Origin of the sequence: Pseudomonas sp. FP597, from assembly GCF_030687435.1 — a bacterium.
GTDB lineage: Bacteria > Pseudomonadota > Gammaproteobacteria > Pseudomonadales > Pseudomonadaceae > Aquipseudomonas > Aquipseudomonas lactucae.
Window position 1 is genome coordinate 1309711 of record NZ_CP117432.1, and the last position, 24127, is coordinate 1333837.

Here is a 24127-nt window from a genome sequence, read left to right on the forward strand (position 1 = left end):
TTTTAGCCAAGTTGGCCCTCGTATGCGCGGGTTGTCTGATGGAAAGCCGAAGCGGTGATACCCCACTGCCCGAGCCAGTAGGTGGCGATCAACGCATACGGCGCTGCCTCGAACGCCACGACAAAACGATTAATACCGATCAACGTGTCGGAAAACACGAACGACACCGCGCCGGCTGCCGCCAATAGCGCCGAGCGTTTCGGCACATCACTGCCCAGGCGTGCCAGCGCGCGCCAGAGCATGGCGCTGATCACCAGCGCGTAAACCACCACGGGAATCAGCAAATTGCCGAGTCCGTGGAAAATCAGGATGCTCAACAGGATCGCACCCACGCCCAGTGCCAGTACCAACGGCAACAGGGCCAAGCGTCGGCAATCGCTGAAATAGGCTTTGAGGTAGGCCAGGTGCGCAAACAGAAACGCACCAAGGCCGAAGATAAACAGGTCGCCCGGCCAGGCGAGCAACACATCGCCGACCAGAGAAAAAATCAGCCCCAGGCTGATCCAGCGTCGATAGTCGGTGGGCGGCGCGTCATGCAGCCAGCCAAGCAGCGCCAGCACCGGCAGCGGCTTGACCAGCAGGCACAGCAAGGCCGCATGCGTGGCCAGGCCGTAGACAAAAGTGGCGGCGCCCATCAACGCCAGAATCAGCCACGGCATTTCAGTTCACCGTAATGGCGCAGTCGAAGACTTCGGCCGGTTCGGCTTCCGGTTCCCACGGTTGCTGGGAGGTCAGGCGCAAACGGCCCTGGCCGGCGGCGAACGCCTGGAAGCGCCAGGTCGACTGGCCACCACCACCGATCACGCCGGACTCCGTGCTGCTGTAGACCTCGGGGCTCAGCGCGCGCAGCACGCCGCCGGCGGAGTCCTGGATGGCCCAGCGGTAGCCGGTGGTGGGGTTGCTGGGCAGGGTCAGGATCAGGTTTTGCCCGGATTTAAGCTGGAGCGGGCAGGCGCTCTGGTTGTCCACGGTGACGTTTTGCTTCGGCGCGCTGGCGCACGCGGCCAGCAGGGCAAGGCTCAAGGGGAGAAGCAGGCGGGCAGCGGTCATGAGGGCTCCGTTTATACACGACGAAGGGCGAGCATAACCGAAGATGGGGCAAGGTGTGACAGGAGGGAAATGACAGAAGTGAGTGTGAGCTTGCTTGTTGTTGTGAGCGGGCTTGCCCCGCGCTGGGCTGCGCAGCGGGCCCAAAACCAAACGCCACGTTTTGTCTGGCAGCGCGCAGCGTTTTTCAGGGGCGGCTTCGCCACCCAGCGCGGGGCAAGCCCGCTCACCACAGAGGCCTTCACAGACGCTAGAAGTTTGTCAGAACAGCACCTTCGCCACATCCGCGAACCGTTTGGCAAAGTGTACCGTCATGCCTTCCTTCAGATAGTCCGGCAACTCTTCAAAACTGCCGCGATTGGGCTCCGGCAGAATCAGCTCGTGAATCTTCTGGCGCCGCGCCGCAATCACCTTCTCGCGCACGCCGCCAATCGGCAGCACATGCCCGGTCAACGTCAGTTCGCCGGTCATGGCCACGCCTTTTTTCGGCGGCTGGTTGCGCGCCAGCGACAACAACGCACTGGCCATGGTCACCCCGGCGCTCGGGCCGTCCTTGGGTGTGGCGCCTTCCGGTACGTGCAGGTGCACGAAGGCTTCGTCGAAGAACTTCGGGTCACCGCCAAACGACTTCAGGTTGGAGCTGATGTAGCTGTAGGCGATTTCTGCGGACTCTTTCATCACCTCGCCCAACTGCCCGGTGAGCTTGAAGCCGCGGTTGAGCGTATGGATACGCGTGGCTTCGATCGGCAACGTCGCGCCGCCCATGCTGGTCCAGGCCAAACCTGTGATCACACCGGTACCGGACAGTACTTGCTCGTTGCGGAATACCGGCATGCCGAGGGAGCTTTCCAGGTCCTTGTTGCCGATCTTGATCACCGAGTCCGGCGCGTCCAGCAACTTGACCACCGCCTTGCGCACCAGTTTGCCCAGTTGTTTTTCCAACTGGCGCACCCCGGCTTCGCGGGCGTAACCGTCGATCAATGCACGCAGGGCGCCGTCGCTGATGGTCAGGCTGTTTTTCGCCACGCCGGCTTTTTCCAGCTGTTTTGGCCACAGGTGGCGTTTGGCGATGGCGACTTTTTCTTCGGTGATATAGCCCGACAGGCGAATCACTTCCATGCGGTCCAGCAACGGGCCGGGAATAGAGTCCAGGGTGTTGGCGGTGCACACGAACAGCACTTTGGACAGGTCCAGGCGCAGGTCCAGGTAGTGGTCGAGAAATTCGACGTTCTGCTCCGGGTCCAGGGTTTCCAGCAACGCCGACGCCGGGTCGCCCTGGAAGCTCTGGCCCATCTTGTCGATCTCGTCGAGCATGATCACCGGGTTCATCACTTCCACATCTTTAAGCGCTTGCACCAGCTTGCCCGGCAGGGCGCCGATGTAGGTGCGACGATGACCCTTGATCTCGGCCTCGTCGCGCATGCCGCCGACGCTGAAGCGATAGAACGGCCGGCCCAGGGACTCGGCGATGGATTTACCGACGCTGGTCTTGCCCACGCCCGGCGGGCCCACCAGCAGCACGATGGAACCGGCGACTTCACCTTTATAGGCGCCCACCGCGAGGAATTCTAGAATGCGGCTCTTGATGTCATCCAGGCCGGCATGGTGCTTGTCCAGCACCTTGCGTGCGTGTTTCAGATCAAGTTTGTCCTCGCCATACACGCCCCATGGCACCGAGGTGGCCCAGTCCAGGTAGTTGCGCGTCACCGCGTATTCCGGCGAGCCGGTTTCCAGGATCGACAGTTTGTTCAGTTCTTCATCGATGCGTTTTTTCGCCTGGGCCGGCAGTGTCTTGCCTTCCAGGCGCTGTTCGAACTGCTCCACGTCCGCACTGCGGTCGTCTTTGGTCAGGCCCAGCTCCTGCTGGATAACCTTGAGCTGTTCCTTGAGGAAGAACTCGCGCTGGTGTTCACCGATCTTGCGGTTCACCTCGGCGGACAGTTCTTTTTGCAGGCGCGCAACTTCGACCTCTTTGCGCAGCATCGGCAACACTTTTTCCATGCGCTTGAGCATGGGCACGCAGTCCAGCACTTCCTGCAATTCGTTGCCGGTGGCCGAGGTCAATGCGGCGGCGAAATCGGTCAGCGGCGACGGATCGTTAGGGCTGAAGCGGTTGAGGTAGTTCTTCAGCTCTTCGCTGTACAGCGGGTTGAGCGGCAGCAGCTCCTTGATCGCATTGATCAGCGCCATGCCGTAGGCCTTGACCTCATCGGTCGGCTCGCTGGGCTGGTGCGGGTATTCGACTTCCACCAGGTACGGTGGGCGGTGGTGCTTGAGCCAGGTCTTGATACGCACGCGTGTCAGGCCCTGGGCGACGAATTGCAGCTTGCCGTTCTCGCGGCTGGCGTGGTGCACCTTCACCAGAGTGCCGTACAACGGCAGGCTGGAGGTGTCGAAATGGCGCGGATCTTCCGGCGGCGTGTCCATGAAGAACAGCGCCAGGGAGTGATGTTCGGACTTGCTCACCAGCTCCAGGGTTTCGGCCCAGGGGTCTTCATTGACGATCACCGGCAACACTTGGGCCGGGAAAAACGGCCGGTTGTGGATCGGGATGATGTAGACCTTGTCCGGCAGGTTTTGCCCAGGCAGGGCCAGGCCGGTGTGGGACGAAGGGGTTTCAGCGTTTTCGGGGTCGGCGTAGTCGTTGAGGTCGTAATCGGGGAATTCTTGCTGGTCGCTCATGGGGCACCTGCATCAGGAAGTATGGTGCTTAGATGGGGCGGTGCAGTGGTGGTTTCAATGGGGGAGGGGAGATAGCAATAATTTGCATGAAATTACGCGGGCAGATGCGGTCAATGTGGGAGGGAACAAGCCCCCTCCCACATTTTGATTAGCGTTTAGTCAGCTGATTTTGTGGAGGTAGGCGGGCAAAGGCTGTTCCGGCAACACCGACAGCACCTTCAACCGCTGCAACATCCTTTGACTGGCCCGTTGCAAATGCTCACGCAAATTCAACGCCGCCGCATCAAACGCGCCATGCAGCAACAGCTCCAATATCAGGCGATGTTCGGCCAACATCGCCGGATCAGCACCGATCCCCAGTAAACGGTAGAAAATCCGGCTGATGATCATCGGGCTCTGGCCCTGGCGGATCAGCGCGGCGATCTTGCGGTTTTGCAGGCCGGCCAGGCAGCGTTGGTGCAGGTCGTTTTCAATCTGTTCGATGGCTTCCAGGCTGCACTGGGGGCTGGCCTGGGCGTCGAGCACGCGCTGCAGCATGGCTTGGAGCAGGTCGCGGTCCAGGTCCGGTGCGCTTTGGCGCAAGGCTTCGGGCTCCAGGCAGGCGCGCAGTTCGTAGTCTTCGGTGACTTCCCGAGCGGTCAACGGTCCGGCCAGCCATTGGGAGTAGGGCTCCTTTTCCACCAGACCACGATCACGCAGGCGCATCAAGGCTTCGCGCACCACCGCGCGGCTGACACCGTAGTGGTCGGCGGCGGCTTGTTCATCCAGACGGTAGTGGCCGAAGGCGATACAGGTGGACAACGCCGCGCCGATTTCCTCGACGATGCGCTCGCCCAGTGGCCGTGTGTCCACCAGCTCCGCCTCGCCGTTCAGACCCAGGTGCGCATGGCTCAAGGGCAGGCGCAGCGGCTCAATGGCCAGGCCGTCGGGGTTGATCAGGTAACCACGGCCATTGAAGCGACAGATCAAGCCTTCGGCATGCAGCAGGTCCAGCGCCCTGCGCACCGGCACACGGCTGGTACCGAACAGATCGGCCAGCGGCGCTTCCAGCAGCACCAGGCCGTGGCGGGCGGTGCCGTTGACGATCGCGTCGCGCAAGAGTCGGTGAATCATCGCGTAACGGGAGGCCGAGGCGGACACTGCTTTCATTGCGTTCCCTGGGGCATATAGGACGGTGGCCGAGGATTCTCTCATAGATGCGCCTGTCACTCCGCGCCACGTCGGTGGCACTTTTTTGGGGCCTGGAAGCAGGGAATGTTACTTTTTTGCACCAAAATGTATTTATTTATAAAAGATACATTATTCGGTAGGCGCGCTTGATGACGCTTCGCTGAAACGTTTTTGTCTAAATAAAAAGCATCTAGCCCGCAGACTTGAACAATAAACCTGAAAACCGGCAAAGGCCTTCTACAGAGACTGGCACGAAATCTGCCTTTGTAAAATGTACATTTTATTAATATGTACGTTTATGAGGTGCATGCAGATGTCAGACGCCACGTCGATGGCCGAGGATTTTGCCAGCGGTCGCAGCGACCCGGTGCAAGCCCTCGAACACACGCTCGATCAAGCGGGACGCTACGCCGCGGTGTTTATCAGCCTGACCGCCGAACGCGCGCGCCGTGAAGCTGAGGCCGCCACCGCCCGGTGGCGTGCCGGCCAGCCGTTGAGTGTGTTCGATGGCGTGCCGATGGCCTGGAAAGACCTGTTCGATGTGGCCGGCAGCGTCACCACCGCAGGCGCCGCTTACCGTTGCAATGCGCCCGCCGCCTTGCTCGATGCGCCCAGCGTCGGCCTGTTGTGCCGCGCCGGGATGGTCAGCGTCGGCAAGACCAACCTCAGCGAACTGGCCTATTCCGGCCTGGGCCTGAACCCGCATTTCGGTACGCCGCGCAACCCCCATGGCGTGGAACAGGCACGTATCCCAGGCGGCTCTTCGTCCGGATCGGCGGTGGCTGTTGCGGCCGATATCGTGCCGATTGCCATGGGCACCGATACCGCCGGCTCCATTCGGATTCCGGCGGCATTCAATGGCGTGGTGGGGTATCGCAGCAGTTGCCGACGCTACAGCCGCGACGGTGTTTTCCCGCTGGCGCACACCCTCGACAGCCTCGGCTCGCTGACGCGCAGTGTGCGCGATGCGCTGACCATCGATGATCTGCTGCATGGCCGTACTCAAACCCACCGCGCCCGCCCGCTCAAGGGCCAGCGCTTTGTGCTGGCGCAACAAGACGTTGAACCGGCCGTGCGCAACAACCTGCTGCGCGCCGTGGAGCAACTCAAGGCCCAGGGCGCGCTCATCGAAGAACGCGAATGCACGACCTTCCAGGCCACCCTGGCGCTGATCAAGCACCACGGCTGGCTTGGCGCCTTTGAAGCCTTCGCCCTGCACGAAGCCTTGTTGGACAGCCGCGATGCCGAGCAACTCGACCCGCGTGTGCGCCGTCGCCTCGAAGCCGCGCGCGCGCTGCCGGCCAGCCAACTTATCCACCTGACCGATGCACGCCGTCGTCTGCAACAGCAACTGATCGACGAGCTCGACGGCGCCGTCCTCATGACCCCCACCGTCGCCCATGTCGCGCCAGCCCTGGCACCGCTGGAAACCGACGACGAGCTGTTCGTGCACACCAACCTCGCCACCCTGCGCCTGACCATGCCCGGCAGTTTGCTGGATATGCCCGGCGTCAGCGTGCCCAGCGGCCGTGATGCCCAGGGCCTGCCCACCGGGCTGCTGCTCAGCGCCCCGACGGGAGAAGACGCACGCCTGTTGCGCGCGGCCTTGTCCGTCGAATCCGTACTTAACGTTTAAGGAGACACACCATGGCTAAAGACATCCTCTGTGCATTTGGCGTCGACGTAGACGCCGTCGCCGGCTGGCTCGGTTCCTACGGCGGCGAAGACTCGCCGGACGACATTTCCCGTGGCCTGTTCGCCGGTGAAGTCGGCGCGCCGCGCCTGCTCAAATTGTTCGAACGCTACGGCCTGCGTACCACCTGGTTTATCCCCGGTCACTCGATGGAAACCTTCCCCGCGCAGATGAAGGCCGTGGCCGACGCAGGTCACGAAATCGGCGTGCACGGCTACAGCCACGAAAACCCCATCGCGATGACTGCCGAGCAGGAAGAAATCGTGCTCGACAAGTCCATCGACCTGATCACCCAGGTCACCGGCAAACGCCCCACCGGCTATGTCGCGCCGTGGTGGGAGTTCAGCAAGGTCACCAACGAGCTGCTGCTGAAAAAAGGCATCAAGTATGACCACAGCCTGATGCACAACGACTTCCATCCCTACTACGTGCGCAAGGGCGACAGCTGGACCAAGATCGACTACAGCCAGCACCCCGACACCTGGATGAAACCGCTGGTGCGCGGCGAAGAAACCGATCTGGTGGAGATCCCGGCCAACTGGTACCTCGACGACCTGCCACCGATGATGTTCATCAAGAAAGCCCCCAACAGCCACGGCTTCGTCAACCCGCGCCACCTGGAAGAAATGTGGCGCGACCAGTTCGACTGGGTCTACCGCGAGCACGAACACGCGGTGTTCACCATGACCATCCACCCCGACGTGTCCGGCCGCCCGCAAGTGCTGTTGATGCTTGAGCGCTTGATCGAACACATCCAGAGCCATGCCGGCGTGCGCTTCGTCACCTTCGATGAAATCGCCGACGACTTTATCCGCCGCCAACCCCGTTCCTGACCCTTTGCCCCCACCCTTGAGGCGCGATTATGTCCATCTACAACAAGCTTGACCTGACTGGCTGGAAACCCCGGCAACTGACGTCCCGGGAAGTGCGCTTTGCGACCTGGATCGCTTTCTTCGCCTGGGTGTTTGCGGTGTATGACTTCATCCTGTTCGGCACCTTGCTGCCGGAGATCGGCCGGCACTTTGGCTGGGGCGAAGTGGAGCAAGCTGAAATCGCGACCTGGGTGGCGGTGGGTACCGCCGTCGTGGCCTTGGCCATCGGGCCGACCGTCGACAAACTGGGGCGGCGCAAAGGGATTATCTTCACCGTGGCCGGTTCCGCGCTGTGCTCGGCGCTGACTGCGATTGGCGGGGCGTGGGGCAAGTCGCCGCTGATCCTGATCCGTTCGCTGGGCGGCCTGGGCTACGCCGAGGAAACCGTCAACGCCACCTATCTGACCGAGTTGTATGGCGCCTCCGAAGACCCGCGGCTGACCAAGCGTCGCGGCTTCATCTACAGTCTGGTGCAGGGCGGCTGGCCGGTCGGGGCGTTGATCGCGGCGGGCCTGACCGCGCTGTTGCTGCCGATCATCGGCTGGCAGGGCTGTTTTATCTTCGCGGCGATCCCGGCGATCGTGATTGCGATCATGGCGCGCAAGCTCAAGGAGAGCCCGCAATTCCAGATTCACCAGCGCATCAGCGAGCTGCGTAAAAGCGGCGCGGTGAAAGACGCGCAAAACGTCGCCGTGACCTACGGCGTGGATTACGACGAGCACAGCAAGGCCGGTCTCAAGGCCGCATTCCGGGGCCCGGCGCGACGCGCCACGTTGGTCATCGGCGCCGCGCTGTTGCTCAACTGGGCGGCGATCCAGGTGTTCAGCGTATTGGGCACCTCGGTGATCGTCAGCGTGCACCACATCTCGTTCGAGAACTCGCTGATCATCCTCGTGCTGTCGAACCTGGTGGGTTACTGCGGTTACCTCAGCCACGGCTGGATGGGCGACAAGATCGGTCGCCGCAACGTGATCGGCCTGGGCTGGATGCTCGGCGGCTTGTCGTTTGCCGGGATGCTGTTCGGCCCGAGCAACATGGCGATGGTGGTCGGGCTGTACAGCCTGGGCCTGTTCTTCCTGATCGGGCCGTACTCGGCGGCGCTGTTCTTTATCAGCGAAAGTTTCCCCACCAGCATTCGTGCCACCGGTGGCGCGATCATCCACGCCATGGGCCCGATCGGTGCGGTGGTCGCAGGCTTCGGCGCCACCCAAGTGTTGTCCGCCGGCAGCGACTGGCAGACCGCCGCGCTGTGGTTCGGCGCCGTGCCGTGCTTTTTGTCCGGCATGTTGATGTTCGCCGCCCGCCATGTGCGCCCGGAAACCGTTCAGTAAGGAGTGTGTGATGAGCCGTAAAGTTGCCTTGATTACCGGTGCCGCCAGCGGCATCGGCCAAGCCCTCGCGGTGGCCTATGCGCGTGTGGGCGTGGCGGTGGTGGGCGGGTATTACCCGGCCGACCCCCATGACCCGCAAAGCACCGCGGCCCTGGTGGAACAGGCCGGCGGCGCGTGCCTGATGTTGCCGCTGGACGTGGGCGACACCGCCTCGGTGGACGCCTTGGCCGCACAGGCCGTGCAGCATTTTGGCCGGCTGGATTATGCCGTGGCCAACGCCGGTTTGCTGCGCCGTGCGCCATTGCTGGAGATGACCGATGCGCTGTGGGACGAGATGCTCAACGTCGACCTCACGGGGGTGATGCGCACCTTCCGCGCCGCGACCCGGCACATGGGCGAAGGCGGCGCGCTAGTGGCGATTTCGTCGATTGCCGGTGGCGTGTATGGCTGGCAGGAGCATTCGCACTATGCCGCCGCCAAGGCCGGCGTGCCGGGGCTGTGTCGCTCGCTGGCGGTGGAGTTGGCGGCCAAGGGCATTCGTTGCAATGCGGTGATCCCGGGGTTGATCGAGACGCCGCAGTCGTTGGATGCGAAGAATTCGTTGGGGCCGCAGGGCTTGGCCAAGGCCGCGCGGGCGATCCCGCTGGGGCGGGTAGGGCGCGCGGATGAAGTGGCGTCGCTGGTGCAGTTCTTGACCAGTGAGGCCTCAAGTTATCTGACTGGGCAAAGCATCGTCATCGACGGCGGCTTGACCGTACGCTGGCCCGATTGATTGGTGTACTCGATCCAAATGTGGGAGGGGCCAAGCACCCTCCCACATTGGATATGTGTTTGCTTTAGGAGATAGGTATATGCCTCAACTCACCCACCGCCGTGCCGTCATCACCGGCGCCGGCAGCGGCATCGGTGCCGCCATCGCCCGTGCCTACGCCGTTGAAGGCGCACGCCTGGTGCTGGCCGACCGCAACGCCGCGAGCCTCGCCGAAACCGCGATCACCTGTCGCAACCTCGGCGCCGAGGTGTTCGAGTGCCTGGCCGATGTCGGCACGGTCGAAGGCGCCCAGGCCAGTGTCGACCGTTGCGTCGAACACTTCGGCGGCATCGACATTCTGGTCAATAACGCCGGCATGCTCACTCAGGCCCGCTGCGTCGACCTGTCCATCGAGATGTGGAACGATATGCTGCGCGTCGACCTCACCAGCGTGTTTGTCGCCAGCCAGCGGGCATTGCCGCACATGCTCGCGCAGCGCTGGGGGCGGATTATCAACGTCGCCTCGCAACTGGGCATCAAGGGCGGTGCCGAACTGACTCACTACGCGGCGGCCAAGGCCGGGGTGATCGGCTTTACCAAGTCCCTGGCCTTGGAAGTGGCCAAGGACAATGTGCTGGTCAACGCCATCGCCCCCGGCCCGATCGAAACGCCGTTGGTGGGCGGGATCAGCGCCGAGTGGAAACGCGCCAAGGCCGCCGAACTGCCCCTGGGCCGCTTCGGCCTGGCCGATGAAGTAGCGCCCACCGCCGTGCTGCTGGCCAGCGAACCGGGCGGCAACCTGTTCGTCGGCCAGACCCTGGGCCCGAACTCCGGCGATGTCATGCCATGAGCGGGGTTTAGCCATGTGCGGACTCTGCGGCTTGCTCGGTGAAGACCTGCACTGGAGCGATCCCCTGGGCGATGAGTTGCCCAGGCGTCGCGAGCGCCTGCGCCGCATCGCCGCGATCAACCAGGTGCTGGCGGTGTTCCGGCTCAAGGTCGAAGACTTCCAGGGCGCGTCCTACCTGCTGCTCGGTGCGACCGGTAAACAAGCATTGGCCAGCGGCCTGGATCAACTCTGGCTGGCGGCCGAAAGCATGCTTGGTCGGCCGTTGGACCCTCTCGATCCAACGCTGTTGGAATACCTGGAGTCAGCCCCATGAGCATTGCCTTGAATGTCATCACCGGCTTCCTCGGCAGCGGCAAAACCACCTTGCTCAAGCGTCTGCTGCAAGGTGAAAGCCTGGGCGACACAGCGTTGCTGATCAACGAGTTCGGCGATGTCGGCATCGATCATCTGCTGGTGGAAGAAGTCGCGCCGGACACTGTGTTGCTGCCCAGCGGCTGTATCTGCTGCTCGATTCGCGGCGAACTCAAGGACGCTTTGCTCGGCCTGCTGCAACGCCGTGAACGTGGCGAAATACCCGCGTTCAAACGTGTGATCCTCGAGACCACCGGCCTGGCCGACCCGGCGCCGATCCTCGCCACGTTGAACAACGATGTGCAACTGCGCGGGCGTTTTCATATCGGCCTGGTGGTCACCTTGGTCGACGCCAGCCATGCCGCGCTGCAAGAGCGCCTGCACCCGGAGTGGCTGGCCCAGGTCGCCGCCGCCGACCGTTTGCTGCTGAGCAAGACCGACCTGGCCGGCGATTGCGCACCGCTGCGTGCGCACTTGCAGGCGCTCAACGCCGGTACACCGATCCTCGCGACCCAAGACATCCACAGCGGCGATCAATTGCTGCTCGGCGAGGGCTTGCGCAGCGCCGAGCCGGCCGTGGAAGTCAGCCGCTGGCAACTGCATCAAGCCACCAGCGCCAACCATGGCGCCGCCCAGGTGTGCAGCCTGACCTTCGACCAGCCGCTGGACTGGGTCGGCTTCGGGGTCTGGTTGTCGATGCTGCTAAGATGCCACGGCGAACGAATCCTTCGCGTCAAAGGACTGCTCAACGTGAACGCCAGTAACGCCCCTATCGTCATTCATGGCGTGCAGCATTGCCTGCATGCCCCGGTGCACTTGCCCGCGTGGCCGGGCACGGACCGCCGGTCACGGCTGGTGTTTATCCTGCGCGGCCTCGACCCGGTATGGCTGCGCCGCTCCTTTGATGTGTTCTCGCGGCGGTTCGCGGCATGATCACACTGCGCGTTCTCGGTACCTCGGTGACCTTGCTCGAAGCCTTGCGCGTGCGCGCCGAGCAGGAGCTGGGGATTCGCCTGGTCTACCAGGTGCACGATGTCGAACAGGCCCAGCGCATCGCGGTGATGCATCCTGACAGCTACGACCTGTACGACCAGTGGTTTCACAACGTCGACTTCGTGTGGCCGGCCCGGGCGATCCAGCCCATCGACACCCGGCGTATCGCGTTGTGGCACGAGATCAACGACCTGCCCAAGCGTGGTCGCCTGTCGCCCAACGACCGCCTGGGCAGCGGCAGCGTGCCCAGCGAGCGCCTGTTCGTGCAACACGACGGCAGCCTGGGCAGCACGGTCACCGACCGCATCAGCATGCTGCCCCTGACCCACAATGCCGACAGTTTCGCCTACCGCCCCGAGCGCCTGCCCGAAGGCTTTTGCCACGGCAATGAGAGCTGGGGCTGGCTGCTCGACCCGGCCTGGCGCGCCCGCACGGCATTGCAAAGCGACGCCGCCATCGGTGCGCTGGATGCCGCGCTGGCGGTGCAGGGCGCGGGGCTGGCGCACTTCAAGGACATCGGCAATATGAGCATCGAAGAGATCGACGTGCTTGCCGATATCCTAGTGCGCAAACAGAAGGAGGGCCACTTCGCGGCGTTCTGGTCGGACGATGAAGAAGCCGCACAGTTGATGCTCAGCCCCAGCATCGATATCCAGAGCCTGTGGTCGCCGACCCTGATGCGCCTGCACCGCGCGGGCGTGAAGTACCGCCTGGCGGTGCCCCGCGAGGGCTATCGCGCCTGGTTCGGGGGCTTGTCACTGTCGCGTCACGCCCAAGGCCCGGTGCTGGATGCGGCCTACGCGTACCTCAATTGGTGGCTGTCCGGCTGGCCCGGCGCGGTGATGGCGCGCCAGGGCTACTACATCGGCAACCCGGCGCGCAGCCGCGACCACCTGAGCAGCGCCGAGTGGGACTACTGGTACGCCGGCCAGCCTGCGCGGGAAGAGTTACCGGGCAGCGACGGTTTACCGCTGATTGACCTCGGCGAGGTGCGCGACGGCGGGTCCTATGAACAGCGCATGGGGCATATTGCTGTGTGGAATTCGGTGATGGATGAACACAACTACCTGGTGCGGCGCTGGGGGGACTTTATGCGTGCGCGCGGCTGAGGTGCCGGTCGAAGGCTCATCGCCAATAAAACGTCAGTGAAGTCCCTTGTTTTATTGGGTGGACTTATGCGTTTCGCCAGCTAATCTGCTAATTCAAAATATCCAATAAAAATGGATGTTTTTTTGACGCCAGGTCAGCCGTTGCAAGGAATGCGCATGACAAAGGGACGTAGTGGCAGAAGAAGGCTAACGCTGCCCGAGGGCACTGCCATGATGTGGCGCCATACGTTCCAAACCCGCATAGCCGGGGTGCTGGCGCTGTTGCTGCTGGTGGTGGTGGCCGCCACGTACTTCGCGGTCAAGGCCGCCACGACGCGTGCCGTGGAGAACCAGGCCCAGGTGCAGTTGAAAACCGGTCGCCAGGTGTTCGAACGCCTGCTCGACCTGCGTGGTCGCCGCCTGCAATACGGCCTCGACTGGCTGACTGCGGACGGCCCGTTCAAGCGGGCCGTGGCCGCGGGCGACGCGGTAGCGATCCGGGCGGCGCTGCGCCGGCATGGCTCCGGTATTCGTTCCAGTGAAGTCTTTGTGCTGGGCCTGGAGGGCAGAGTCATGGCCAGCACCTTGCCCTTGCTTGAGCGCGGCGAGGACTTTCCCTATGTCGACGCGTTGCGTCATGCACGACGCAGTGGCCTGCAATTGTTGATCGTGCCCCTGGACGGGCGCCCCTACTTGCTGGTGCAGGATGAAGTGCTCGACCCGCAGCCCATTGCACGTGTCGTCATGGGCTTTCCCATGGACACACTGTTCGCCAACGAACTGCGCTCCATGAGCAACCTGGAGGTCTCGTTCCTCAGTGTGCAGGACGGCAAGTCCGGCCGCGTGTTCAGCACCCAGCCCGACGCGTACCAGGCCAGGATCCTCAGCCTGTTGCGTGAGACGTCGACCCACCCCGAAGCGCGGGTCCATCTGTTTTATGGCGAGCGCGTGCTCAGCCAGGTAGTACCGTTGGCCAATACCGGCGATGGTGATGAGGTCCGCGTGTTGCTGCAAAGCCCACTGGACCATGCGCTGGAATCCTTCGCGCCGCTGGACCGGCAGTTCCTCGGAATTGCCCTGGCGGTGCTGGTGGTGTCGTTGGCCGGCGCGTTGTTCCTGGCGCGGCGCGTGTCGCGCCCGCTCATTGCATTGGTGGCCGCGGCCGGGCGCATCGGCTCCGGTGATTACCGTACGCCGGTGCGCGTGCGCGGCCACGATGAGTTCGGCCTGTTGGCGCGGGCCTTCAATGCCATGCAAAGCGGCATCGCCATGCGCGAGCGGCAATTGGCCCATAACGCGTTGCATGACCCGCTCACGGGTCTGCCCAACCGCGCCCTGGCCATGGAGCGCTTGGGCAGTGCGATCAGTGCGCGGCGGCCGGTGGTATTGCTGTACCTGGGGATCGAGAATTATCGGGTGATCAACGAAGGTTTCGGGCCGCAAGGGGTGGAAGACATGCTGCGCGAAGCCAGCCGGTGCCTGTCCATGAGCCTGTTGGCCAGCGATACCGCAGCGCGCATCGCCGGCAGCGAGTTTCTGCTGTTGCTGGAAAACACCGAGGTTGATCGCGCCGTGGCCCGCGCCGACCGTCTCTATGCGCTGCTCACCGAACCCCAACGCATTGGTGATGACGAACTGCGCCACGAAGTGAGCATCGGCATCGCCGCCTATCCTGCTGATGGCCAGCAGGTGGAAGAGCTGATCAGCCGCGCCGCCATCGCCCGCCACGACGCGGCGGCCTTCCCGGGCTACCTGCAGATCTACCGGCAGGACCGCGACCTGGCCCACCAACGCCAGATCACCCTGATTCGCGACCTGCGCCGGGCCGCGGTGGAGGGCGATTTGTACCTGTGTTACCAGCCCAAGCTCGACCTCAAGAATGGCCATGTAGGCCAAGCCGAAGCCTTGCTGCGCTGGCAGCACCCGACGTTGGGGCTGGTGTCGCCCGCTGAATTCATCCCCCTGGCCGAACGCACTGGCAGCATGGCCAGCCTGACCCACTGGGTGATCGAAGCCGCCATCCGCCAGATCGCCGAGTGGACGCTACGCGGTTTGCTTATCCAATTGTCGGTGAATATCTCGGTGGATGACCTGGCCGATGATGACCTGGCGATTCGCGTCACCACCTTGCTGATGCAGCACGATGTAGCGGCTACGCAGTTGCTCTTCGAAATCACTGAAAGCGCGATCATGCACAACCCGCAACAGGCCCTGCGCGTGCTGGAGCAACTGCGCGGTTGTGGCATCAGCCTGTCGGTGGACGACTTCGGCACCGGTTACTCGTCGCTGGCGCAATTGCAGCGCTTGCCGGTGCAGGAGCTGAAGATCGACCAGTCTTTCGTGCGCAATCTCGACAGCACCAGTGGCGATGGTGTGATCGTGCGCTCCACCATCGAGATGAGCCACAACCTGGGGCTTAAGGTAGTGGCTGAAGGGGTGGAGTTCGAACCCAGCCTCAAGCTGCTCAGGCTGTGGAACTGCGACACCGCCCAGGGGTATCTCATCAGCCGACCGCTGGATGCCATGACGTTCGAGAGGTGGATGCGGCGTGAGCGGGCACCCACCTAACGACTGGTGCGTTCCACTGTGGGAGAGAGCAAGTCGAATCGTCGCACCGCCCCTCCCACATTTGGATCGTCGTCGTCCATTAAAAAGGCGGCTACCTGTCGAAGGTAGCCGCCTTGTTTTACCGCCGGTCCTGCTTAATCCGGCAGTTTGAACGCCATCACGTAGTCACCCTGCTTGGTGCCCAGGGAACCATGACCCCCGGCCACGACCAGCACGTACTGCTTGCCGTCCTTGCCGGTGTAGGTCATCGGGGTGGTTTGCGCGCCGGCCGGCAGGCGGCCTTCCCACAGTTGCTTGCCGTTTTTCACGTCGTAGGCACGCAGGTACTGGTCGAGGGTACCGCTGAGGAACGCCACGCCACCGGCGGTGGTGAAGGTGCCGCCCAGGCTCGGTACGCCCATGCTCAGGGGGATCGGAACCGGCGAGCTGTCACGCACGGTACCGTTCTTGTGCATCCAGATGGTTTTGTGGGTGGTCAGGTCGACCGCCGCCACATAACCCCACGCCGGTGCCTGGCACGGCAGGCCCATTGGCGACAGCAACGCTTCGAGGATCACACCGTACGGCGCGCCTTTGTTCGGCTGCACGCCTTGGGTTTCGCTGACGCGCGGGCCTTGCTTGGCGATGTCGGCGGCCGGGATCAGTTTCGATTTGAACGCCATGAAGCTGGGGTTCACGAATGCGATCTGACGCACCGGGTCGACGGAAATACCGCCCCAGTCGAACACGCCGAAGTTGCCTGGGTACACGATCGAACCCTGCAGCGATGGCGGAGTAAACGCGCCGTCGTAGCGCATGGATTTGAAATCGATGCGGCACAGCATCTGGTCAAATGGTGTCACGCCCCACATGTCGCGCTCTTTGAGCGGCGGCGGCATGAAGTTCAGCTCGGACTTGGGTTGGGTCGGGGAGGTGCGGTCGCCCGCCACTGCGCCCTGCGGTACCGCCACTTCGTGGATCGGCACCACCGGCTGGCCGGTCGCGCGGTCCAGCACGTAGATGCTGCCTTGCTTGGTCGACGCCATCACCGCCTGCTTCACGCCGGCGTCGGTCTTGATGTCGATCAGCGACGGCTGGCCGCCCACGTCCATGTCCCACAGGTCATGGTGGGTGAACTGGAACGTCCACTTCACGTGGCCGGTGTCGATGTCCAGCGCGGTCAGGCCGGCGGCGTATTTCTCGGAGTCGTCGGTACGGTCGCCGCCGTACTGGTCGGGCATCTGGTTGCCCATCGGCAGGTAGAGCATGCCGAGTTTTTCATCCACGGCGAACATGGACCACATGTTCGGCGAGTTGCGCGTATAGGTTTTGCCCTCGGCCAACGGGGTGGTGTCGTCCGGGTTGCCGCTGTCCCAGTTCCACACCAGCTTGCCGGTGTGCACGTCGAACGCACGGATCACACCGCTGGGCTCGTCGACCGAGACGTTATCGGTGACGTGACCGCCGATCACCACCAGGTTCCTGGTCACGGCCGGTGGCGAAGTGGAGTAGTAACCGCCCGGGGCGAAGCTGCCGATATTGGCACGCAGGTCGACCTGGCCTTTGTCGCCGAAGTCTTCGCACATTTTGCCGGTGTCGGCGTTCAGGGCGATCAGACGGGTGTCGGCGGTCGGCACGAAGATACGCTTGGGGCAGGCATTCGGCGCGGCGGCCGGGCTGGCGCTGCCGGTCGGGCTCTGTTCGGAGGCGTAGGCGGCGTCATCGTGATACGACACGCCACGGCAGGTCATGTGCGCCCAGCCCTTGAAGTTCTCGGCACCCTGGGTGCTGATCTTCGGGTCGAAACGCCAGATTTCCTTGCCGGTGTCCGGGTCCAGCGCGATCACTTGGCTGTGCGGGGTGCACACGTAGAGCATGCCGTTGACTTTCAGCGGGGTGTTTTCCGCGGTGGTCTCGCCCGGATCGCCTGCGCCAGGGATGTCGCCGGTACGGAAGGTCCACGCCGGTACCAGCTTGTGCGCGTTCTGCGGGGTGATCTGCGCCAGCGGCGAGTAACGATCACCGAACGAGGAGCGGCCGTAGGAGTTCCAGTCGCCATCGGCCTGGGACGGCGCGGCATTGGCCATGCCCGGTACCGCGTCGCGGTCCAGTTGGCCTTTGATCTCACCGGGGTTGGTGAATTGGCTGGCGAGGGCGGCAGCGCCGGCCAACACCACCGCCACGCTCAGTGCGCCGGTGCCCAACGGGGCCGGTTGGCCACGCAGCAACGGACGGCGAAACCACGGCAGCAACATGACGATGCCCAGGGCGAACAGCAGTGCCAGGCGCGGCACCAACTGCCACCAGTCCAGGCCGACTTCCCACAATGCCCACACCGTACTGGCGAACAGTACCAGTGCGTACAGGCCCAGCGCGGTGCGACGGGTGGCCAGCAGCAGGATGCCGGTCAAGGTAATGCCGATACCGGCCAGCAGGTAGTACAGCGACCCGCCGAGCATCGTCAGCTTGATACCGCCGGCCAGCAAGGCCAGGCCCATGATCAGCAGCAAGACGCCTAGCAGCCTGGGCAGCAGGCGGCTTGGGCTTGAAGCACCATCAGTGCTCATAGTGTGTTTCTCCGTGACGTTGGAATAAAGGTGTAACCCCGTGCTTCATTCACTGTAGATGACGATTCGGCGCGGGCTTGGTTCAGCGTTATTTGGGTTTTTCCGTGGAGCGGCTCGGTTATCCACAGGCCGGCGATTTATCCCCAGGCGCGGTTGGGTGTAAGACAGCGCTGTCTTTGTGGGCGGGAATAATCAGCAAGATGGGGTCGACCGGGGAGATGAAACGTTTCAGGTTGTTGCGAAGGATAAAGGGAGAGGGCGTCGAGAGAAAGGGCCAATCGCGATATGCATCATTTCCAATCCGGTAACAGTGACAAAACGTCGCTTAACGCCTCGCCTGCCATGGACAGTGCGAGGCTTGGCGAGCGAGGTCAGGTCACGCGTTTCATCCCCCGAGGAAGAGCGGCCAGGAGGTAGGCCAGATTGAGGGCCCGGTGCTCTTTGAGATTCCAGCGGTCAATGAATAAAAAGCCTTTGTCATCGAACTGCACCGCAGTTTCCAGGATCTCGCCGGAGTTGGAGTGATGCAGGATACGCACGTCGGTCGGCGAAGTCTGTTCTACCGCGTAATCGCCAATATTGCGTAGACGCGCCCTGTCGAACGCGACGAAAGCCGGCTCGGGATTGCGTCCCGGGGTGGCGACGTCCAGTCGGAAGTCGGCGTCCAGTGTGGAACCTTCGGAATGCAGTTCACGGCTGGCCCGTGAGATGCCCTTGGCTTGCACAGGCGCGACATCGTGAATATGCAGGCTGACAGCGTCCATCAGGTCGACCATGCCGGGCACGCCTTGGAACCAATTGGTATGCCCGCTACCTACCAGGGAGACCCAGCGGTGGGCACCGTGTTTCACTTGGTCGGCCTGGAGGGTGCGCATTGCGAAATAGTTCATGACTTCGGTGCGAGAGAATGGGCTGCCGTCCTGACGCAAGCTGGCCACGCAATCAATCGCCCTGATCCGGATCCCATATTTATTGGCGCGCTCCACCAGTGCCCTGAAGGAGTACTGACTGCCTGCCGCCACGCCATGGCCGACGTCCAGCTGTTTCAAATACTCTTTCAGGGGTTTGGACATGCTTCCCGTGAGGTACAAGGTGTCCAGTGATGCCTGATGAAGATCGGTTGTCAGGTGTTCCAGATACAACGTCTTGACGCCGGATTCCTTGGCCAAGTGCTTCATATTGTCCATCAGGAAGCGTTTGCTGGATGTCGCCGCATGGCTTTCACCGACGACAAAGCCGTTGGTTTTACTGAAGACAGCATCGAGAAACTCGGTCTGGGTGACGGTGTCCCGCACCCCTGGCAAAGAAGTACGTGGTGTGAGAGTGAGTTTTTTGAAAAACGCCTCTGCTTCAGTGGCCAGCTGGGTCCGGGCTCTCTTGAACGCACTCTGCGCCAGGCTTTTGGGCGCAACGGTTTCAGCGTAATCCGTTGCAAAGAAGGTTCTCTTGCCCATTGCCGTGGCCATGTGTTCGCGGTAGATGGCGGCGTATTGCGCGGGCAGATCAAACTGGCTGTAGGCCTGGGCCGGGATGGGGCGCGTCTGCGAGGGCCCAGGCTCTTCAGGCACTTTGTAGTCGCTCTCAAGCTTCAGGCGGAAGTCGGCCTTGGCCAACGGGTCTCCTGCAATGTCGCCGGCGATGTCCGGGCCGATGCCGACGGGGTCGCCGGCAGGAACGTCAACGATACGCAGGCTTACGGTTTTTTCCAGATCAGCGATCCCGGGGACGCCGTTGTAGGTGTTCGTGCGTTTTTGCTCTACAAGCGCTATCCATCGGTCATCGGTTTTTTGTGCGGTGTCGCTGCCGATCACTTTGTGAGAGTAGAAATTGGTGAGGGTGTTGGAACGATGGGCAAATGATGGGTTATCGGGCAGATCCATCGCGCGGTCGAGGTCATAACTGGTGGATGCGTCCAAGCCTTTGACTTGAATCTTCTGGGCACGTGCGGCAGTTACCAATTTGCTGTAGCTGTATTTGGCGTGCTTACTTGACCCTAAACTTTTATCGACCGCATTTAGTCGGTCGGTGACATTACGGGAAGACCCCGTGGTGTTGTATTGGTCGAGTTTGCCCTGGAACACGTCCCGAGGCAGATGTTCCATATAGAGTGTTTTGACCCCTTGTTTGCTGAGGGCCGGCATGTTGTCGATCAAAAATTGCTTACTTGCGATCGAACCGTGTGTTTCGCCGATTATCAGGCCGTTTGACTCCTTGAAAAGCTGCTCAATGATATGGGTATGGGACGCGGTAGATTCGAAGGTAAGCACGTCCGCTCTTGGAACGGTAGGCTTCAGGTCCTTAAAGTACTGGTTGGCATCGCGAGTGAGCTGGTCCACCTGGAGCAGGTAGCGTTCACGAACTGGGCGTAGTGATTCGATTTCGTCCCTGATGAGAGACGGCGAGATATTCAGCTCAAGCGCTTCTGAGTAGCCGGTCAGATCACTTTTGTAGTTGGGATTCAGGACCTGGGTCATCTTCCTGCGATGCTGCTCGGGCATTTCATAACGATTTAGAGGGCTATCTGCAATGATCGGTCTGATGGGAGCCCCTCCGCTGACGCCTGAGCGCACCCATTTACCCTCGACGTTCTGGTTTACCAGCCATGTCGTGGACTGTAACGACTGGGTGGCGGCATCGTACCGGTACAACAGAAAACGTCCGAGTGGGTCGGCTGTGAGTGGTGCCCAGAGTGTCTCACCGTTGTAAACCACCGGTTGCATGTCGGCTGCGGCAAATGAAGGCTTCGGGCGTGCCGGGTTCGGCGGCTGGAGTTGCTGGACAGCGTCGATAAGGCGGCTGTTTTCCACGGTTCGGTGAATAGGTCGCGCGGGCAACTTATTGAATTTGCCCAGTGCCCTCAAGGTAGGCCTGAGGTCGGTCAACAAGCCGCCTGCGGCATTTGCCAGCGCGGCCAGGTAATGGCCGAACGCGGCTTCCTTATCACCCTGGGAGTAGGCGATCAGCGCCAGCATCGCGTCCTTGAACATGAAGGCCGCGCCAACCGCCAGGCTCAGCGGCGCAAAGGGGATAGTCACCACGGCGAGCACGATTTCCAGCACATCGACACAGGACCAGACCACATTCATCACCGCGTCGAGACGGCTGGTGGTCGTCGCTTTGACATTGTCGATGATGAACTGGAGTTTGTTGTTGTAAAACGCAAAAGTCGGCTCGTTCAATAACGGCAATGCCGTGCCTGCGTGTTCCGGTGCGTCATACAACGGGCGAGCGGGCGTGGTCGGGTCCTGAGCAGGAAGACTGTTTTTGGAGGACTCCAGGAAATTGCGCAACGTCGGCTGGTTGCGTAGCAGGCAACGCGTGCAATAGTAATCGATTATCCCACTGACGTTTTTCAACATGTAATTGAACAATCTGGCCCGCCTGAAGGTGACGCCGTCCGGTGCGTTGGGGGTATAGAGCAACGTGTATTCATTCGGGTAGGTGAACACGTAGCAGCCATCGATGACATGGCTGTCGATTTGTAGCGGATACACTTTGAAGCGCTGACGTGTGGTGGGGGCGTTGTCTCCCAGGCTTTCGATGCTGCGCACCAGCCAGTTCTGCTCGGCCGTCGCTATATGGCCGCACAGGCGGCTTTCCAAGGCGCAGCTTTTCATTTGCAATTGCTGAACGCTCAGTACCGCTGTGCGTCGCTCGCTGTAGCGGGGACCGATGGGGTTGATCAACAGGTGCTTGATGGCATCGACATACAGTTCGCCGATCCAAATGCCTTTTGCGGACTCCACGGCCTTGTCAAGGGTCAGACCCTTGAGGTTGACGCCTGCTGGCGCTTTGATGGTTGTGTTGTTGTTGATGGAGTCGAAGAGGTGATAGAGGGGAATCAGATGCTTCAGACCAAATGCGTCATGCCCGTCTCGAAATAGCTCCAGGTACGAGAAACTTTTGATGTCGGTCAGCAGATCGGTGGGTCTTCGAGAGGGGTAGAACCACACATCCCTTGGGTCGACATCGCCTGCGGGATTACCCAGCAAGGCATTCAGATGAGTTTTTGCCGTGGTCAGCAAAAAGCTGTCGAAGTCCGGGAACCGCGTATGTTCCTTGAACTCGCTCTGGTAGGTCTGCTCGGCCCCGTGTGCGTCGTCCGCCAGCGTCAGGCGTAACTGCCGATCAGCGGATGAGCAGCTTCGCAACCAGGATGGGGTTCTCAGGGTTTCTTCTTCCTCCTGTGTGACCAGCATGAAGTCGACCACTTGTTTCAGGCAATCGGCATAGCTCGACGTTGTTTCGAATGTGATGATGTCGTCAGGCTTGGTATGACTTTGGACGTAGTGATGCAGGGCTTTTCTCAGCGGCTGGCGGAATCTGGACAGGACCTGCTCGAACAGGTAATTGGCCATAGGGTTGGGGCCGGGCATCCCCGGAGATGGAAACCAGACGTATATGTGATCTTTGCACGCCTGTTCGCTGTCGAAACCCTTGAGTTGTTCGTCTCGAGGTGCCCCTGGTGTGTAGAGCAAGGCTCGAGTGACTTCACCTCGCGCATTGGTGCGGCAGAGCACCATGACATCCTTGAGTTGCGCATTGTGGACCTTCACGATGTTGGCTTTCAGGGTTTGATCGTTCTGCTGGCGGCCGCAAAGCCATTGATGCTCATCGGCGGTGATGTGCCCATGTAACAGCGCCAGATAAGTCGATGTCTCGGTACGTCGGTCCAGCATCGTCTGCAAGTGCTGTTTCAATGCCGGTTGACTGTGCGCCTTGCGCTGTTCGTCGGCAAAATCCAGGCGTGGACTCAAAGACTGGGTGAGGGCGATCAGGTAGCGGATTGAAAGCTCTTCGTACTTTTGTGGCAGCGACTGGCCCTGGTAGGACAGTACGCTGTGGTTCAGGAAATCCGACCCCGGTTTGTCGTCGCCGACATGCAGCCCTCGCAGGACCAGTTCCACCAGTGTGTGCGAATCCTGATAGGTGCCGACCCCCGCCACTTGGCGGCGGGTAGTAATGATCAGTTGATCAGGGTGCAGGTCGTCATAATCATGATCTCGTTCCAGACGTTCGAGCAGTTGCAGGCGTGCGCAGGCTTGCGGGGAGACGCCCTTGCCGAACAGGGCCAGGGTTTCCTGATGACTGGCGTCGTACTCGCTGACGTGGAGCGCCAGCTGTTGGCGTTGCGCGGCGGTGGCTCTGCGATACCAGTCCGGTGCCGCGAGGAGCAGCGTTCGCTCCTGCAGACTTCTGGTGTACAGGTCCAAGCGTAAGCTCAGGTCCAGTTGGGAGGAAGCCATCGCCCAATCGAGTTCATCAATCAGTTGCTGAGGGGACAACTCCGGGGTTCGCTCGCTGCTCAGTGCATACGCGATGTCCTGCATCCGTTTGGCGTGCAGGGCGTTATAGGTGTGTTCGGCCACCTTCTCAGGGCTGATCGCCGACAGCTCGATTGGCCAGATGGCGGCGGTGTGCAGGTGTTGATACTGGCGTGGCAGGCACCCCAGCACTTCATTGCGTGAAGAGAGGGATTGCATGCACTGCAGCAACGTCTTGTCCAGATGCCTGAGCGAATCGAACGACTCCAAGCCTCGGGTCGGCGTGAACAGGAGCACCGGGCCGACATCGACATCCGTGTCCAGTGAGCGGACCGGTTCGCGCAGAGTGGTCAGAACAAAGGCTCCGGCAAACTCGATGTTCTGCGCGCGGTAGTCAAAGGTCAGGGCATACGTGCCCGGCCTTGACGCGGGCGGCAGAAAGCCCACGGCGCGTTCGACGAGCGCCTGATCGCTGGGAGCCAGCAGATTGTTTTTGACTTTCAGTTTTGCCTCGTCCAGCAGGGCTTCGACGGCTATGTCCATGAGGCGGTTTTTGCGAGATTTGCGGTGTGCCCCCACCTGTCGCTCCATCTCGGCCAGCCTGGCGTTGAGCGCTGCGTGAGTGCTCTCTCTGAGTAACTTCCCTACTGCCCCCTTCAAATTCAGGCCAGCCAAATTCTGGTAGGTCAGCTTTGCCGCGCCGGAAACCTGGCGGTTATCGAGTAGCAATTCTTCGTTGCATCTTTTCAATCGACCGAATTCCAGGGGCAGGCTTTGCATGGCATGCCCATTGTTCTCCAGAAGCCCCGTCGATTGGGCGATCTGGTTAAGGCTGGTCTTGAGTCGCTCGAAAAAAAAGGACGTGTTACTTGAAGTGGTCATGGCACATTCCTTGTCTTAAAGGAATGATTGTGTCGACCG

General features: G+C 61.7%; 15 protein-coding genes. 9 read left to right on the forward strand and 6 right to left on the reverse strand.

From position 1 onward, the window contains the following. Window positions 1-2: 2 nt before the first annotated feature. The 4 genes from PSH66_RS06045 to PSH66_RS06060 all read right to left on the reverse strand — a co-directional run bounded on the left by PSH66_RS06045 (window position 3) and on the right by PSH66_RS06060 (window position 4878). Window positions 3-659 (reverse strand): lysoplasmalogenase, encoded by a 657-nt coding sequence (locus PSH66_RS06045; protein WP_305428563.1) that lies wholly within the window; start codon window positions 657-659, stop codon window positions 3-5. Between the two features lies 1 nt (window position 660). Further along, window positions 661-1050 (reverse strand): protease inhibitor I42 family protein, encoded by a 390-nt coding sequence (locus PSH66_RS06050; protein WP_003172022.1) that lies wholly within the window; start codon window positions 1048-1050, stop codon window positions 661-663. Window positions 1051-1308: 258 nt separating this feature from the next. Next, the gene (gene lon / locus PSH66_RS06055) at window positions 1309-3729 is read right to left on the reverse strand and encodes an endopeptidase La (RefSeq protein WP_003172023.1); all 2421 of its coding nucleotides are present in this window, start codon (window positions 3727-3729) and stop codon (window positions 1309-1311) included. Window positions 3730-3888: 159 nt separating this feature from the next. Beyond that, window positions 3889-4878 carry a GntR family transcriptional regulator gene (locus PSH66_RS06060; RefSeq protein WP_305428564.1) on the reverse strand — a complete coding sequence of 330 codons (990 nt, stop codon included), beginning with the start codon at window positions 4876-4878 and terminating at the stop codon, window positions 3889-3891. A gap of 334 nt (window positions 4879-5212) precedes the next feature. On the opposite strand from PSH66_RS06060, the gene PSH66_RS06065 reads away from it, so the two are divergent. The 9 genes from PSH66_RS06065 (at window position 5213) to PSH66_RS06105 (ending at window position 15396) form a co-directional block, all read left to right on the forward strand. Continuing rightward, window positions 5213-6535, forward strand: a complete 1323-nt coding sequence (locus tag PSH66_RS06065) for an amidase (protein WP_305428565.1) — start codon at window positions 5213-5215, stop codon at window positions 6533-6535. An 11-nt stretch (window positions 6536-6546) separates the two neighbouring features. Further along, window positions 6547-7425, forward strand: coding sequence for a polysaccharide deacetylase (locus tag PSH66_RS06070; RefSeq protein WP_305428566.1), 879 nt, complete (start codon window positions 6547-6549; stop codon window positions 7423-7425). 29 nt (window positions 7426-7454) lie between these two features. Then, window positions 7455-8795 carry an MFS transporter gene (locus tag PSH66_RS06075; RefSeq protein WP_305428567.1) on the forward strand — a complete coding sequence of 447 codons (1341 nt, stop codon included), beginning with the start codon at window positions 7455-7457 and terminating at the stop codon, window positions 8793-8795. Window positions 8796-8805: 10 nt separating this feature from the next. After that, window positions 8806-9567 (forward strand): SDR family NAD(P)-dependent oxidoreductase, encoded by a 762-nt coding sequence (locus tag PSH66_RS06080; protein WP_305428568.1) that lies wholly within the window; start codon window positions 8806-8808, stop codon window positions 9565-9567. 79 nt (window positions 9568-9646) lie between these two features. Next, window positions 9647-10396: an SDR family NAD(P)-dependent oxidoreductase gene (locus PSH66_RS06085; protein WP_305428569.1), complete on the forward strand. Its 750-nt coding sequence runs from the start codon at window positions 9647-9649 to the stop codon at window positions 10394-10396. A gap of 13 nt (window positions 10397-10409) precedes the next feature. Further along, on the forward strand, window positions 10410-10709 hold the full coding sequence (locus PSH66_RS06090; protein WP_305428570.1) for a hypothetical protein: 300 nt from the start codon (window positions 10410-10412) through the stop codon (window positions 10707-10709). After that, the gene (locus tag PSH66_RS06095) at window positions 10706-11680 is read left to right on the forward strand and encodes a GTP-binding protein (RefSeq protein ID WP_305428571.1); all 975 of its coding nucleotides are present in this window, start codon (window positions 10706-10708) and stop codon (window positions 11678-11680) included. Before PSH66_RS06090 ends, PSH66_RS06095 begins: the two co-directional genes overlap by 4 nt. Further along, complete coding sequence (locus PSH66_RS06100) at window positions 11677-12849, forward strand: PotD/PotF family extracellular solute-binding protein (RefSeq protein ID WP_305428572.1); 1173 nt, start codon at window positions 11677-11679, stop codon at window positions 12847-12849. Before PSH66_RS06095 ends, PSH66_RS06100 begins: the two co-directional genes overlap by 4 nt. A 210-nt stretch (window positions 12850-13059) precedes the next feature. Beyond that, window positions 13060-15396 (forward strand): bifunctional diguanylate cyclase/phosphodiesterase, encoded by a 2337-nt coding sequence (locus PSH66_RS06105; RefSeq protein ID WP_042944224.1) that lies wholly within the window; start codon window positions 13060-13062, stop codon window positions 15394-15396. A 134-nt stretch (window positions 15397-15530) separates the two neighbouring features. On the opposite strand, the gene PSH66_RS06110 is transcribed toward PSH66_RS06105, so the two are convergent. Together PSH66_RS06110 and PSH66_RS06115 are read right to left on the reverse strand one after the other, a co-directional pair. Further along, a complete protein-coding gene (locus tag PSH66_RS06110) occupies window positions 15531-17942 on the reverse strand; it encodes a glucose/quinate/shikimate family membrane-bound PQQ-dependent dehydrogenase (RefSeq protein ID WP_003172032.1) in 2412 nt (803 codons plus the stop codon). Window positions 17943-18313: 371 nt separating this feature from the next. Beyond that, window positions 18314-24088 carry a membrane-targeted effector domain-containing toxin gene (locus PSH66_RS06115; RefSeq protein ID WP_305428573.1) on the reverse strand — a complete coding sequence of 1925 codons (5775 nt, stop codon included), beginning with the start codon at window positions 24086-24088 and terminating at the stop codon, window positions 18314-18316. Window positions 24089-24127 lie beyond the last annotated feature (39 nt).

Excerpts from the sequence above, each read along its gene's own strand:
- PSH66_RS06045 (WP_305428563.1), bottom strand. The coding sequence starts at position 659 with ATGCCGTGGCTGATTCTGGCGTTGATGGGCGCCGCCACTTTTGTCTAC.
- PSH66_RS06050 (WP_003172022.1), bottom strand. The coding sequence starts at position 1,050 with ATGACCGCTGCCCGCCTGCTTCTCCCCTTGAGCCTTGCCCTGCTGGCC.
- lon (WP_003172023.1), bottom strand. The coding sequence starts at position 3,729 with ATGAGCGACCAGCAAGAATTCCCCGATTACGACCTCAACGACTACGCC.
- PSH66_RS06060 (WP_305428564.1), bottom strand. The coding sequence starts at position 4,878 with ATGAAAGCAGTGTCCGCCTCGGCCTCCCGTTACGCGATGATTCACCGA.
- PSH66_RS06065 (WP_305428565.1), top strand. The coding sequence starts at position 5,213 with ATGTCAGACGCCACGTCGATGGCCGAGGATTTTGCCAGCGGTCGCAGC.
- PSH66_RS06070 (WP_305428566.1), top strand. The coding sequence starts at position 6,547 with ATGGCTAAAGACATCCTCTGTGCATTTGGCGTCGACGTAGACGCCGTC.
- PSH66_RS06075 (WP_305428567.1), top strand. The coding sequence starts at position 7,455 with ATGTCCATCTACAACAAGCTTGACCTGACTGGCTGGAAACCCCGGCAA.
- PSH66_RS06080 (WP_305428568.1), top strand. The coding sequence starts at position 8,806 with ATGAGCCGTAAAGTTGCCTTGATTACCGGTGCCGCCAGCGGCATCGGC.
- PSH66_RS06085 (WP_305428569.1), top strand. The coding sequence starts at position 9,647 with ATGCCTCAACTCACCCACCGCCGTGCCGTCATCACCGGCGCCGGCAGC.
- PSH66_RS06090 (WP_305428570.1), top strand. The coding sequence starts at position 10,410 with ATGTGCGGACTCTGCGGCTTGCTCGGTGAAGACCTGCACTGGAGCGAT.
- PSH66_RS06095 (WP_305428571.1), top strand. The coding sequence starts at position 10,706 with ATGAGCATTGCCTTGAATGTCATCACCGGCTTCCTCGGCAGCGGCAAA.
- PSH66_RS06100 (WP_305428572.1), top strand. The coding sequence starts at position 11,677 with ATGATCACACTGCGCGTTCTCGGTACCTCGGTGACCTTGCTCGAAGCC.
- PSH66_RS06105 (WP_042944224.1), top strand. The coding sequence starts at position 13,060 with ATGATGTGGCGCCATACGTTCCAAACCCGCATAGCCGGGGTGCTGGCG.
- PSH66_RS06110 (WP_003172032.1), bottom strand. The coding sequence starts at position 17,942 with ATGAGCACTGATGGTGCTTCAAGCCCAAGCCGCCTGCTGCCCAGGCTG.
- PSH66_RS06115 (WP_305428573.1), bottom strand. The coding sequence starts at position 24,088 with ATGACCACTTCAAGTAACACGTCCTTTTTTTTCGAGCGACTCAAGACC.